This window comes from Gilliamella sp. B14448G11, from assembly GCF_016101765.1.
GTDB classification, from domain to species: Bacteria; Pseudomonadota; Gammaproteobacteria; order Enterobacterales; family Orbaceae; genus Gilliamella; species Gilliamella apicola_N.
Genome location: NZ_JACFPX010000013.1, coordinates 1 through 14,500 on the forward strand (window position 1 = coordinate 1; position 14,500 = coordinate 14,500).

Annotated in this window: 11 protein-coding genes; 9 read left to right on the forward strand and 2 right to left on the reverse strand. The window is 34.3% G+C overall.

All coding sequences use genetic code 11. The annotated features are described in order from the left end of the window. The first annotated feature begins 118 nt into the window (after positions 1-118). The 6 genes from H3S88_RS09190 (at position 119) to H3S88_RS09215 (ending at position 4,926) form a co-directional block, all read left to right on the forward strand. The gene (locus tag H3S88_RS09190; protein ID WP_198228731.1) at positions 119-835 is read left to right on the forward strand and encodes a hypothetical protein; all 717 of its coding nucleotides are present in this window, start codon (positions 119-121) and stop codon (positions 833-835) included. A 54-nt stretch (positions 836-889) separates the two neighbouring features. Further along, positions 890-1,552 (forward strand): hypothetical protein, encoded by a 663-nt coding sequence (locus tag H3S88_RS09195; RefSeq protein WP_198237269.1) that lies wholly within the window; start codon positions 890-892, stop codon positions 1,550-1,552. After that, the gene (locus H3S88_RS09200) at positions 1,553-2,260 is read left to right on the forward strand and encodes a hypothetical protein (RefSeq protein ID WP_198228729.1); all 708 of its coding nucleotides are present in this window, start codon (positions 1,553-1,555) and stop codon (positions 2,258-2,260) included. Between the two features lie 94 nt (positions 2,261-2,354). Further along, the gene (locus H3S88_RS09205) at positions 2,355-3,059 is read left to right on the forward strand and encodes a hypothetical protein (RefSeq protein ID WP_198228728.1); all 705 of its coding nucleotides are present in this window, start codon (positions 2,355-2,357) and stop codon (positions 3,057-3,059) included. Between the two features lie 392 nt (positions 3,060-3,451). Then, positions 3,452-3,724, forward strand: a complete 273-nt coding sequence (locus H3S88_RS09210; RefSeq protein WP_039128253.1) for a PAAR domain-containing protein — start codon at positions 3,452-3,454, stop codon at positions 3,722-3,724. Next, on the forward strand, positions 3,724-4,926 hold the full coding sequence (locus H3S88_RS09215; protein ID WP_198228727.1) for a hypothetical protein: 1,203 nt from the start codon (positions 3,724-3,726) through the stop codon (positions 4,924-4,926). Before H3S88_RS09210 ends, H3S88_RS09215 begins: the two co-directional genes overlap by 1 nt. A gap of 94 nt (positions 4,927-5,020) precedes the next feature. On the opposite strand, the gene lipA is transcribed toward H3S88_RS09215, so the two are convergent. Together lipA and lipB are read right to left on the reverse strand one after the other, a co-directional pair. Beyond that, entirely contained in the window at positions 5,021-5,980 is a 960-nt protein-coding gene (gene lipA / locus H3S88_RS09220; RefSeq protein ID WP_065737327.1) for a lipoyl synthase, read from the reverse strand. Positions 5,981-5,998: 18 nt separating this feature from the next. Continuing rightward, positions 5,999-6,616: a lipoyl(octanoyl) transferase LipB gene (gene lipB, locus H3S88_RS09225; RefSeq protein WP_198228726.1), complete on the reverse strand. Its 618-nt coding sequence runs from the start codon at positions 6,614-6,616 to the stop codon at positions 5,999-6,001. A gap of 379 nt (positions 6,617-6,995) precedes the next feature. On the opposite strand from lipB, the gene aceE reads away from it, so the two are divergent. From aceE to lpdA, 3 genes are read left to right on the forward strand one after another with little or no spacing between them, the layout of a single operon-like run. Further along, entirely contained in the window at positions 6,996-9,662 is a 2,667-nt protein-coding gene (gene aceE / locus H3S88_RS09230) for a pyruvate dehydrogenase (acetyl-transferring), homodimeric type (RefSeq protein ID WP_039128263.1), read from the forward strand. A 12-nt stretch (positions 9,663-9,674) separates the two neighbouring features. Then, entirely contained in the window at positions 9,675-11,288 is a 1,614-nt protein-coding gene (gene aceF, locus H3S88_RS09235; RefSeq protein WP_198228725.1) for a pyruvate dehydrogenase complex dihydrolipoyllysine-residue acetyltransferase, read from the forward strand. A 16-nt stretch (positions 11,289-11,304) separates the two neighbouring features. Next, positions 11,305-12,729 carry a dihydrolipoyl dehydrogenase gene (gene lpdA / locus H3S88_RS09240; RefSeq protein WP_039128266.1) on the forward strand — a complete coding sequence of 475 codons (1,425 nt, stop codon included), beginning with the start codon at positions 11,305-11,307 and terminating at the stop codon, positions 12,727-12,729. Positions 12,730-14,500: the final 1,771 nt, after the last annotated feature.

Here is a 14,500-nt window from a genome sequence, read left to right on the forward strand (position 1 = left end):
TCAAACGTCGCAAAATAGTCAAAATAAAATTGTTGACAACCAACCATTGATGATTTATTACACTTATAAAAATCATCACTCTCTTATGAACGGTTTTTAAGATATAGGAAAATATATAATGAAAAATAATGTCCAATTAACAATCCTAATACTTGTGTCCAGTCTTCTTTTGGGTTGTGATACCTATGATAAAGATGAGTTCAAAAAATCAGCTCAAAATATGTATGATGGAGTTCAAACTGACCTCAAAATCAAAGGAAATTTCTGTTATTATTTGGGTTCTGTGAAATTTCCTTATACCGACGAGCCAGTATTAGCAGATGATATTCAGTGGGCAATTTGGAATAAAGCTAAATTAATTAAAACATTACCATTATTTGCAGAAATAGGCTTATTAACTCGTCAGCCGGTTGACGGTAAAGAGGGACTTTATCATTATGATTTGACCGAGTTGGGGCAAGAATATTTATACTCTTCTTATAAAAAGTCAGGGAGCGGACGAACAATTTACGATAACTCGTTTTGCTATGGCCCGATAAAAGTCATTAAAGTAACAGATGTGAGCGAAGAAACTTATGAAAGAGGTTTGAGCGGTTATAATGAAACACAAATTACAGTAAAAATCAATTATCAAGTAGTAAACACCCCAGAATGGGTAATTAATAATCAAGATAAACTCAAAGCATTATATGATTCTAGTTCTGTGCGCTTGCCAGATGTTACATACCCTCAAAGCTTATTGTATATAAAAGGTAAAGATGGAAAACTATATAATAAATCTTCCTCTTATTTTCTTATGCAACCTTATGGAGAGTTATTAACTGATAAAGAATAAATGATGAAAAAAATTATTCAATTAATAACTGTGATATTTGTAACGAGTCTTCTTTTGGGTTGTGATATCTATGATAAAGATGAGTTCAAAAAATCAGCTCAAAATATGTATGATGGAGTTCAAACTAACCTCAAAATCAAAGGAAATTTCTGTTATTATTTGGGTTCTGTGAAATTTCCTTATACAGATATTCCTCCTTCCAAGGAGGATAGTCAATGGGGGGGTTGGAACAAAGAGGATTTAGCAAAAACCTTACCTTTATTTGCAGAAATAGGCTTATTAACTCGTCAGCCCGTTGACGGTAAAGAGGGACTTTATCATTATGATTTAACAGATTTAGGACGTGAATATCAATATGAAGATATTGATCGTCGAGATGTCGAACCAATTTATGATAACTCGTTTTGCTATGGACCGATAAAAGTCATTAAAGTTACAGATGTGAGCGAAAAAACGTATGAACGAGGTTTGAGCGGTTATAATGAAACGCAAGTATCTGTTGATATTGATTATCAAGTAGTAAACACTCCAGAATGGGTAATTAATAATCAAGATAAACTCAAAGCGTTGTATCGTACTAGTTCTGTGTGCTTGCCAGATGTTACATACCCTGAAGCCTTACTGTATATAAAAGGTAAAGATGGAAAACTATATAATAAATCTTCCTCTTATTTTCTTATGCAACCTTATGGAGAGTTATTAACTGATAAAGAATAAATGATGAAAAAAATTATTCAATTAACAACCGCAATATTTTTAACGAGTCTTCTTTTGGGGTGTGATACTTATAATAAAGATGAGTTCAAAAAATCAGCTCAAAATATGTATGATAGAGTTCAAACTAACCTCAAAATCAAAGGAAATTTCTGTTATTATTTGGGTTCTGTGAAATTCCCTTATACCGACGAGCCAGTATTAGAAGATGATATTCAGTGGGATATTTGGAATAAGGGAAGATTAATAAAAACGTTGCCTTTATTTGCTGAGATTGGTTTATTGACTCGTGAGCCAGTAGAAGGACACCCCGAGCTTTATCATTATGAGGTGACCGAATTAGGGGAAAAATACCGTTATCAAAATATTGATAGAAGCGGAAGTGATCCGATATATGAAAATTCTTTTTGCTATGGTCAGATAGTGGTAGGGGACGTAACAGATGTCGAAAAAAATGAATATACGCGTGCAAAGGGTTATAGTTACAATCAAACCAGTTTTTATGTTACTTATAATTATCATGTAATTAATGTACCGGATTGGGTATTAAATTCGGAAAATAAACTCAATGCTATATATGAACCAATAACAGTAAGTTTACCAGAAGAAACTTACCGAGATGTCGTAACATTTTATGTAGGTAAAGGAGATAAATTATATCAAGATGGTATACGTTATAAATTGATTAATCCTGTTACTAATATCAATTAAATTATGGAAAATTAATCTCAATTATCAGCCACTAGTCATGTATGAATGCAAAAATTATATAAATACCTTTTTCTTGAAGGAGTAATGAGTACTAATGAAAGTTAACTTAATTAATGTTCACCAATTAATAATCCTGACTCTAGTTATTAACACTTTGTCAGGTTGTTACAATAAAAAGGAATTTAAACGCGTTATACAAGATGGTTTTGACAGTGCTCGCAAAAAAGCCAATGTTAAAGGGGATTTTTGCTTTTATTTGGGATCTGTAGAATTCCCTTATACAGACATTCCTCCCTCAAAGGAAGATACTAAATGGATGGGTTGGAATAAAGAAGATTTAGCAAATACTTTACCTTTATTTGCAGAAATAGGCTTATTAACTCGACAACCCGTTAAAACTAAACAAAGCCTTTTTCACTATGATTTAACCGAGTTGGGACAAAAATATCTATATTCTTTTTTTAACAAAACACTAAATGGAGACACAATTTACAATAATGCCTTTTGTTATGGACCGATAAAAGTCATTGAAGTCACAGATGTGAACGAAAAAATGAATAAACTCGGAAAGAATAGTAATAACGAGACACAATTTGAAGTAACAATCAATTATCAAGTAATTAACACTCCGGAATGGGTAATTAACAATCAAGATAAACTTAAAGCGTTATATGGTTCTACTTCCGTACGCTTGCCAGATATTATATACACTCAAACGCTACCTTATATGAAAGGAAAAAATGGTGATATATATCAAGAATCGTCATCTTATCGAGTTTTGCAACCCTCTGGAAAATAATTAACGGATAAACAATAAAAAAATTATCCAATTAATAACCGTAATATTTAGCTAAATCTCCTTTTTAGTTGCAATAACTATAACCAAAAAGCACCAAATTAACATTTCTTTATATTAATAAGTTAGTATTAAAATATAATAATTAAAATCAGTGAGTTGATAGAACCAAAATGGTAATAAATAAATAGCAGAAGTTAAATGGATTTTATATACAAATATAAGTAAAATTACCTGAAATATTTATCTAACTTCAATGATGTTCATAAAATTAAATGTAACGAAACATACTATAGTGGTGATTTGTTAGGTTATAATTAAAGATAAATAATACGATGATAAATAATTTACTAATATAAAATTTTGATGAAAGAAAGTATAAACAAGGATTTGAAATGAGTAAGTATCGAGGCGTCATTCGATTAGGGGATGATACAGATCATGGTGGTAAAGTCATTACTGGATCAACAACGATAAAAGTATGTGGAAAACCAATTGCACGTGTTGGCGATCTTGTCAGTTGTCCAATACATAAACATGGAGTAAACCCAATTGTTGAAGGTGAAGCAACAATGAAAGATCAGGGCAAAAAAATCGCCTTAGATGGACATCATGCTGCCTGTGGTTGTGCCTTAATCTCTTCACTGCCAGAAGTAGGAAAAAGCTGATGGCTATTGATTTTGAATCCTTACCCAAACCATTGCCCAAAAAAGGAAAAATCAAACTATGGCGTTGGCTTGCACTGCTTATAATATTTTTCCTTATCGGGTTTATCGCTACACTCAGTTATGGTTACTTTTTTGGTATATCTGATTTTTGGTTTATCTGTTGCTCAGGTATAACACCATTTTTATTATGGTCTTTTTGTTTTGTATATAAAATATATATACGATTTTATAATAATATTTATATTGAAGAATGGAATTATAATTGTGAAAGGGAGCATCAACACCTGATTGAGTTTGCAAAAAGAGGATTATATGTTATTAGCCATTCTCTTGAAACCAGTCATGGTAAATATGGAAATGGTGTAGGCGTTGCCGAAAGTAAACTCTCCTTAAGTACAAAACCAGTTGGTAATAATGGTCTATTTTTTAAATATGGTTCCTTAACCGTTCCTGAAAATATCTATCCAAGTGATGTGCCCAAAAGGATTGAATTGTTATTTAATAACTGGTTACCTGATTACCAACCGATTCTTAATCAATTATCATCACAACTTAAATTACATGTGCGTATATTTATTGATACGCAAATAACAACTGACGAGTTAGAAAGGATATGGCTTAAAACATTTGGTAAATTTGTTAAACCAACCAGTTTTGAAATTAACGATTCGGCAACAAGCACCACATTTATCGAATCATGGTTAGATAATAGCGATTATGATAGTGATTTATTGTTGGTGATAAATGCCCACCTTTTTCAATCACCAACCGAAAATGAAGGTGAATTTGCTTCAGTTATTCTTTTTGCAGGAGAAGAAGCAATAGAAGATCCATTATTATCCGATTTTAAAGCTCGAACCGTAAAAGTTCATCGCAGTGAACAAACTTCAACATTAACGGAAACTCTTGATAAAGCACTATTGTGGGGAGAAGATAATCAAAGTGATTATGATGGTATTTGGACAAGCCAAGTATCAGAAGAACAGAATAAATCGATTATGACGCATCTGACTGATATTCAATTTAAATTAAATAATTTTTTTGATGTCGATTTTTCTATAGGTTCAGTTAGAAACTGTGCCTATTGGTTATCTTTAGCATTAGCGGTTGAATATAGTCAAGAAAACAAAAAAAAGCAGCTTGTTTTAATCGGTAAACCCAATGTGACTGCTTTTGTTGTTGCTTTTCCAAATCAGATATAATTTTAAAGGATAAGTGATGATATTTATGAAATGGTATCAACGCTTATCTTATCATTGTTCATTAGCAACCTTTATAAGGTAACTGTTTTTTTATTTACTTCACCTCTTTTCCCATCGCTTGTAAATCAGCATGGTAAGAGGATCGAACAAAGGGTCCGCAGGCCGCATGAGTAAATCCCATACCTAAGGCAATTTGCTTGAGTTCGTCAAATTCTTCTGGTGAAACATAACGCTCGACGGGTAAGTGATACTTACTTGGTTGTAAATATTGACCCAGTGTTAACATGGTTACGCCGTGAGTTCGTAAATCTTTTAGAACCTGAATTAACTCTTCATTGGTTTCACCAAGTCCAACCATTAAACCTGACTTTGTCGGAATATCTGGGTGTTTTTCTTTAAATGCCGATAATAATTTAAGTGAACCTACATAATTGGCTCCAGGACGTATCTTTTTATATAACCGCGGAATATTCTCTAAATTGTGGTTAAATACATCAGGTGGATTATCACTTAATACTTCGACAGCCTCATCGATACAACCACGAAAATCAGGTGTAAGCGTTTCAACTTTAATATTTGGACTTAATGCGCGAATTTCGCGAGTACAGTCTGCAAAATGGCTAGCTCCACCATCTTTTAAATCATCACGATCGACCGAAGTTATTACCACATAACGTAATTTCATCTCTTGAATGGTTTGAGCGAGTTTAACCGGTTCTTCGCGGTCTGGAGGTAATGGTCGTCCGTGCGCAACATCACAAAATGGACATCGTCGTGTACAGATATCTCCTAAGATCATAAAAGTGGCGGTACCATGATTAAAACATTCGGCTAAGTTAGGGCAAGACGCTTCTTCACATACGGAATGCAATCCATGTTTACGCATCGTACTTTTAATATGCGCAATATTGGTGGAATGAACTGGTATTTTGATTTTCATCCAATCGGGTTTTTTTAAAGGCGCAGCATCTTCTAACGTAACGGTTGGAATGAGTCGTGTTTTATCCGCATCTCGATATTTTGAACTTCTGACTATGGTTTCATTATTTTGCATAATAGATATCTTATTAGATTAGTTTGTTAACAGATTAATAAAATTGTTGGTCAACAATTGTTTTAATTCAGAACGGTTAATTTGTGGGACAAATTCTTTTAATTGAGTCATCTGCAATCCAGCGTAACCACAAGGATTAATGTTTTTAAATGGTGCCAGATCCATATCGATATTTAATGCAAGCCCATGCAGTGTAGATCCTCGTTTGATATGTAATCCTAAAGAGCAAATCTTTTTGTGATCAATATACACACCGGGAGCTTCTGCTTTAGCATAAGACATAATATCATAATGTGCCAAAGTTTGAATGACACATTTTTCTAAACAGCTAACAATATCACGAATACCTATTTTACGACGTTTTAAATCAAATAAGATATACATAATTTGCTGGCCGGGTGCATGATAGGTAATTTGTCCACCACGATCGGTTGCGACAATTGGAATGTCTGTTTGATGTAATAAATGTTCTGGTTTGCCAACTCTGCCTTGCGTAAAAACAGGATAGTGCTCAACTAGCCATATTTCATCAGGCGTTTGTTCATTGCGATTGAGCGTAAAATCATGCATAGCTTGATAGGTTTGCATGTAAGGTTGAGTATGTAACTCTCTAATTATAATATTGTTTGTGATCATATTATTTTTTGCTCTATGCAAATTTAATTTTTAGTAAATTTACTTCTATATATCAGATTTTACTATAGCTTGACAACACATAGGTAAACACGGTATAACCGATGTTACTAGTTCTAGCAATTCAATGTTTCTTAAATTTGATTTATATCAAATAATTATCTTTTTCTTTACATAACAATTGGAATAGTTGATTAATTTAATAGGAATTAACATTCTTTTCTAACCAGTTGTCTGCTTTACTTTTTTTTGGAAAATGGCAGACTTATATTCATAAAGCTCCGTAATGCAGATTTGAAGTTTGTAAAGTTAGTTATAATTTTAATTTTAGCTATAAGGATGGCAAATACTGCATTTTTATAAACAAAAAAGAGGTTTTTATATGTCGGACATGCAAATGAATGATATCGATCCTGTTGAAACGCAAGATTGGCTCAAAAGTCTTGATTCAATCATTCGTGAAGAAGGAATTGAACGTGCGCAGTATATTATTGAACAATTAGTCAATAAGGCAAAAGAAGGAGGAGTTCCTTTACTTTTTGGTTCTTCAACCAGTAATTATATTAATACCATTCCGGTAGAAGAACAGCCAGCGTATCCAGGCGATTGGGAAATAGAAAGACGGATTCGTTCAATTGTGCGTTGGAATGCAATTATGATGGTGTTAAGAGCATCTAAAAAGGATTTAGAGCTTGGTGGACATATGGCATCATTCCAATCAGCAGCAACTTTTTACGAAGTCTGTTTTAACCACTTTTTCAGAGCTAGAAATGACAAAGACGGTGGTGATTTAGTTTATTTCCAAGGTCATATTTCCCCAGGTATCTATTCAAGAGCATTTATTGAAGGCCGACTCACTGAAGAACAACTTGATAATTTCCGCCAAGAAGTTCACGGTAAAGGACTTCCATCATATCCGCACCCTAAATTACTCCCTGAATTTTGGCAATTCCCAACCGTTTCAATGGGATTGGGACCGGTAAGTGCTATTTATCAAGCTCGATTCTTAAAATATTTAAATCATCGTGGTTTAAAAGACACCACAGAACAAACTGTTTATGCTTTCTTAGGTGATGGTGAAATGGATGAACCAGAATCTAAAGGTGCAATTACGGTTGCTACTCGTGAAAAACTGGATAACTTAGTATTCGTCATCAACTGTAACTTACAACGTTTAGATGGTCCAGTTACCGGTAATGGTAAAATCATCAATGAACTAGAAGGTGTTTTTGCTGGTGCAGGTTGGAATGTTATCAAAGTTATTTGGGGTGACCGTTGGGATAAACTCCTACAAAAAGATAAATCTGGCAAGTTAGTAAGATTAATGAATGAAACGCTTGATGGTGATTATCAAACCTTTAAATCAAAAGATGGTGCTTATGTACGTGAGCATTTCTTTGGTAAATATCCTGAAACAGCAGAATTAGTAAAAGATATGTCGGATGAAGAAATTTTCAGACTTAATCGTGGTGGTCAAGACCCATCTAAAATGTTTGCTGCCTTTATGCGTGCTAAAGAGACCAAAGATCGACCAACAGTTATTTTAGCGCATACTATCAAAGGTTATGGTATGGGTGAAGCAGCGGAAGCGAAAAATATTGCTCACCAAGTGAAAAAAATGAATATGGATGGTGTCCGTCATGTGCGTGACTTCTTCAATATTCCTGTTACGGATGATGCTTTAGAAAAATTACCATACATTAAATTTGAAGAGCACACACCTGAATATAAATACATTCATGAACGCCGTAACGCTTTAAATGGTTATGTACCATCAAGATTAACTCATTTTTCAGGAACGGTCTCAATTCCTCCTTTAAGTGAATTTGCTCCACTACTTGAAGCACAAACTAAAGAAATTTCAACGACTATTGCTTTTGTACGAGCGCTTAATATCATGTTGAAAGACAAAGATCTTGCGCCACGTCTAGTACCAATTCTAGCTGATGAAGCTCGTACTTTTGGTATGGAAGGACTATTTCGTCAAATCGGTATTTATAATCCGCATGGTCAACAATATACGCCGCAAGATAGAGAACAAGTCGCTTATTATCGTGAAGATGAAAAAGGGCAAATCCTACAAGAGGGGATCAATGAATGTGGTGCAACAGCATCATGGATTGCTGCGGCAACATCATACAGCACTAATGATTACCCAATGATTCCATTTTACATCTATTACTCAATGTTTGGTTTCCAACGTATTGGTGATTTGATGTGGGCAGCGGGTGATCAACAAGCACGAGGCTTTATGATTGGTGGTACTTCAGGCCGAACAACCTTAAATGGTGAAGGGTTACAACATCAAGATGGTCACAGTCATATTCAAGCTTTAACGATTCCAAACTGCGTATCTTACGATCCTGCTTATGCTTATGAAGTTGCTGTTATTATGCAAGATGGTTTACGTCGTATGTATGGCGATCAAGAAAACGTCTACTACTATATTACGACACTAAATGAAAACTATGCTCAACCTGCAATGCCTGAAGGTGTGGAAGAGGGGATCCGTCGAGGTATCTATAAACTTGATACTGTTCAAGGTCAAAACGGTAAACCAACCGTTCAGCTATTAGGTTCTGGTTCAATTTTACGTCATGTACGTGATGCGGCGGATATTTTAGCCAAAGAGTATGGTGTTGGTTCTGATATCTATAGTGTCACTTCATTTACTGAACTTGCTCGTGATGGTCAAGATTGTGAACGTTACAACATGTTACATCCAAGCGAAACACCGAAAGTGCCTTACGTGGCGCAAGTAATGAATAATAATCCAGCCGTTGTTTCAACTGACTATATGAAACTATTTGCCGAACAAATACGCGGCTTTGTACCAGCGGAAAATTATCGTGTATTAGGAACGGATGGTTTCGGACGCAGTGATAGCCGTGAAAATTTACGTCATCACTTTGAAGTCGATGCTTCTTATGTTGTCATTGCAGCATTAGGTGAGCTTGCTAAACGCGGTGACATTGAAGCAAGTGTCGTTGAAGAAGCGATCAAAAAGTTCGAGATCAATGCTGATAAACTCAACCCACGTATTGCATAAGAGGTAAAAAGAATGAGTATTGAAATTAAATTGCCTGATATTGGTAATGATGAAGTTGAAGTTACCGAAATTTTAGTAAAAGTGGGTGATAAGGTCGCTGTTGATGATAACATCATGACGGTAGAAGGTGATAAAGCTTCAATGGAAATTCCTGCTCCACAAGCAGGGATTGTAAAATCAATTATTGTTAAAGTTGGTGATAAAGTTAAAACCGGTGTGGATATTATGGTATTTGATGAAGAGGGCAGCGCTGCTGCTCCAGCGCCACAATCAGCATCACAACCTGCTGCACCAAAAGTTGAAGTCACACCGACTACTTCATCAGTGAGTCAAACTGTTGATGTCAATGTTCCAGATATTGGTGGCGATGAGGTTGAAGTTACCGAAATTTCAGTCAAGGTAGGTGATACTGTTGCGATTGATGACAATATTATAACGGTTGAGGGTGATAAAGCCTCAATGGAAATTCCTGCACCAGTTGCCGGTGTAGTTAAAAATATTATCATTAAAGTTGGTGATAAAGTTAAAACTGGTTCCAAAATTATGGAATTTGAAACGACTACAGCAGCATCTACGGCTAATAGTGCAGCGACAGCTCCTGCTCCAGCTTCAACACCAACTGCATCAGCACCCACCCCTGCGGTTGCTGCAACGCCTACTGCATCTGCAACGGTACCAGTCACTTCAGGTAATGATTTTGTTGAAAACGATGCCTATGCACATGCCACACCGTCAGTACGTCGCTTAGCGCGTGAATTTGGTGTTAATTTGGCTAAAGTCACACCTACTGGGCCAAAACATCGTATTTTACGTGAAGATATTCAAACGTATGTTAAAAATGCGGTTAAACAAGTTGAGAGTGGCGCTGCGGGTGGTGCTCTACCTGGCTTATTACCTTGGCCAAAAGTTGATTTTAGTAAGTTTGGTGAAATAGAAAGCTTACCATTAACTAAAATTCAAAAAGTATCAGGTGCTAATTTACATCGTAACTGGGTAATGATCCCTCATGTTACTGAGTTTGATGAATCAGATATTACTGATCTTGAAGCATTCCGCAAACAACAAAATGCCGAAGCTGAGAAGAAAAAACTCGACCTTAAGATCACACCACTGGTCTTTATTATGAAAGCAGTAGCCAGCGCATTAAAAGCTTATCCACGTTTTAACAGCTCACTGTCTGAAGATGCGCAAACTCTAATTATCAAAAAATACATTAATATTGGTGTAGCGGTTGATACACCAAACGGACTTGTAGTACCTGTATTTAAAGATGTTGATAAAAAGGGTATTGTTGATCTTTCTCGTGAACTTGCGGAAATCTCTAAAAAAGCACGGGATGGTAAATTAACGGGTAGCGATATGCAAGGTGGTTGCTTCACTATTTCCAGCTTAGGGGGAATTGGTACAACTTCATTCACGCCAATTGTGAACGCTCCGGAAGTGGGAATTTTAGGTGTTTCTCGTTCTAGCATGAAACCTATTTGGAACGGTAAAGAATTTACACCTCGCTTAATGTTGCCATTATCTTTATCTTTCGATCACCGAGTGATCGACGGAGCAGATGGTGCACGCTTCCTAAGTCATATTGTTAACGTTTTATCCGACTTACGTCGTTTAGTGATGTAGTGGGGGAATATAGATTATGAGTCAAGAAGTTAAAACACAACTTGTCGTCTTGGGTGCAGGTCCAGCGGGTTACTCCGCTGCCTTTCGCGCTGCCGATCTTGGGTTAGAGGTTACCTTAGTTGAACGCTATTCAACTTTAGGTGGTGTGTGTCTAAATGTGGGTTGTATTCCATCTAAAGCATTACTACATGTTGCTAAAGTTATGGATGAAGCCAAATCATTGACCGCACACGGTATTCATTTTGGTACACCAAAGCTAGAACTGGATAAAGTGCGAGCTTGGAAAGAAAAGGTCATTAATCAATTGACTAACGGTCTTGCAGGCATGGCTAAAATGCGTAAAGTGAATGTCATTCAAGGTGACGCTCAGTTTACTGGTAGCCATACAATGGATGTGACCTCTGCCAAAGGTATTACTAAAATTACTTTTGATAATGCCATTATTGCCGCAGGCTCACGTCCAATTCAATTACCTTTTATTCCTCATGATGATCCGCGAATTTGGGATTCAACGGATGCGTTAGCATTAACTACCATTCCTAAAAAATTATTATTAATGGGAGGCGGAATTATCGGTCTTGAAATGGGAACCGTATACCATGCCTTAGGTTCAGAAGTTGATGTGGTTGAAATGTTCGATCAAGTGATCCCTGCTGCGGATAAAGATGTGATCAAAGTCTTTACTAAGCAGATTCAAAATAAATTCACTCTAAGGCTTGAAACTAAAGTGACGACAGTTGAAGCAAAACACGATGCAATTTATGTCACTATGGAGAAGAAAGACGGCACTACTGAAACTCACACTTATGATGCAGTATTAGTGGCAATTGGTCGCTCTCCAAATGGTAAACTCATCGGCGCTGAAAATGCGGGCGTAAATGTTACCGATCGAGGATTCATCGAAGTGGATAAGCAAATGCGTACCAATGTTCCTCATATCTATGCTATAGGTGATATTGTAGGTCAACCAATGTTGGCTCACAAAGGGGTACATGAAGGACATGTTGCAGCTGAAGTCATCGCGGGTAAAAAACACTTCTTCGATCCTAAAACGATTCCTTCTATTGCCTATACTGAACCCGAAGTTGCTTGGGTTGGTTTAACCGAAAAAGAGGCAAAAGAAAAGGGCATTGATTACGAAGTTGCGATTTTCCCTTGGTCAGCATCAGGACGAGCTATTGCATCTGATTGTTCAGAAGGTATGACTAAGTTAATTTTTAATAAAGCGGATAATCGTTTACTCGGTGGTGCCGTAGTCGGTGCGAATGGTGGTGAATTACTTGGTGAAATCACCTTAGCCGTTGAAATGGGCTGTGATGCAGAAGATATTGCTTTAACCATCCATGCTCACCCTACACTGCATGAATCAATCGGTTTAGCTTCTGAAATTTATGAAGGTTCTATTACCGATTTACCTAATGCAAAAGCAGTAAAAAAATAAAATTTTAATTTTAAGTTTCCTTCAATAATTTGCCGTCAGTTTACTCTGACGGTTTTTTTTATTTTGTACGTTATGTTAATTAAATTTCATTCTTATAAAAAAGCTCAAAGTTAATTATTAAGTTATTTTCAAGTTAACGACACATTTACTTAATAGAACCTATTTCGTGAAAAGAAAATGAAACGGTATAGACTCCTGAATAATTTTTACAAAATAAATTATAAACTATTAATATAATTGATTTTTTTAGATAAAAATCAACCCAATTATTTATTCAAACTAAAATCCTATTCACAATCCTATCGATAGTTTAAAAACTATTTTTTATCGCTGTGCAATCAGTTATTTTGTCAAAAAGCTTCAGGTTATAGCTATATTTGAGTAAAAATCAATTTTTAGGCCTAATGATTTAAAAAACACTCTACAAAATACTTATGCAGAATACATAAAATCCAAATTATACCTACAATTCACAATGATCATTCTTTCTTTGAATTTAAAATTGGCGTGATTTTATAATGAAATGGTATAGACTCCTGAATAATTTTTACATAACTGATTATAACCAAATGATATAATTAAGTTTTTGAATGTCTTTAACTCTATTATTTAACTACTCTAGAATTTTATCCATAATTTTATTGGTATTTTTAAAGAGAAAATTTTTCGGTAATTGTTGGTTAGTTATTTATGCCAAAAGCTTCAGGTTATGGCTATTTTTGAGTAAAAATCAATTTTTAGGCTTAATCATTTAAAAATAGATGTTACCAAATACCTTTGGGTAATACATAAAATTCAAATTCTACCTACAATTCACAATGATCATTCTTTCTTAGAATTTAGATCTGGCGTGATTTTATAATGAAATGGTATAGACTCCTGAATAATTTTTACATAACTGATTATAACTAAATGATATAATTAAATTTTTGAATGTCTTTAACTCTATTATTTAACTACTCTAGAATTTTATCCATAATTTTATTGGTATTTTTAAAGAGAAAATTTTTTCGATAATTGTTGATTAGTTATTTATGCCAAAAGCTTCAGGTTATGGCTATATTTGAGTAAAAATCAATTTTTAGGCCTAATGATTTAAAAAACACTCTACAAAATACTTATGCAGAATACATAAAATCCAAATTCTATCTACAATTCACAATGATCATTCTTTCTTTGAATTTAAAATTGGCGTGATTTTATAATGAAATGGTATAGACTCCTGAATAATTTTTACATAACTGATTATAACTAAATGATATAATTAAATTTTTGAATGTCTTTAACTCTATTATTTAACTACTCTAGAATTTTATCCATAATTTTATTGGTATTTTTAAAGAGAAAATTTTTTCGATAATTGTTGATTAGTTATTTATGCCAAAAGCTTCAGGTTATGGCTATATTTGAGTAAAAATGATTCGTTAGTTGCAAATCCCAATAAAAATTTGGGGCAAAATACTTAATAAAAAATCTGCAAAATCCAAATTCTATTAATCCTTTTTTGATCATGCTTAAGTAACAAATTTTTAATGATATTTTATTAATATAATTAATAATATCAGTAAGTTATACATGTAATTTGATTTAAAAAAATACTAAAAAAAGATTGCAAAAAACGCAAAAAAAGTATTTTATAGACTTCTTAGATTATTTTTTATCACAGCTTTATTCAAGCGTTTTATTTCTAACGAATTTTCAAATAATCAAATTGTTAGTGAAAAATAATCCTAAATACTTATTAATAATAAATAATTCAATAAAACACATT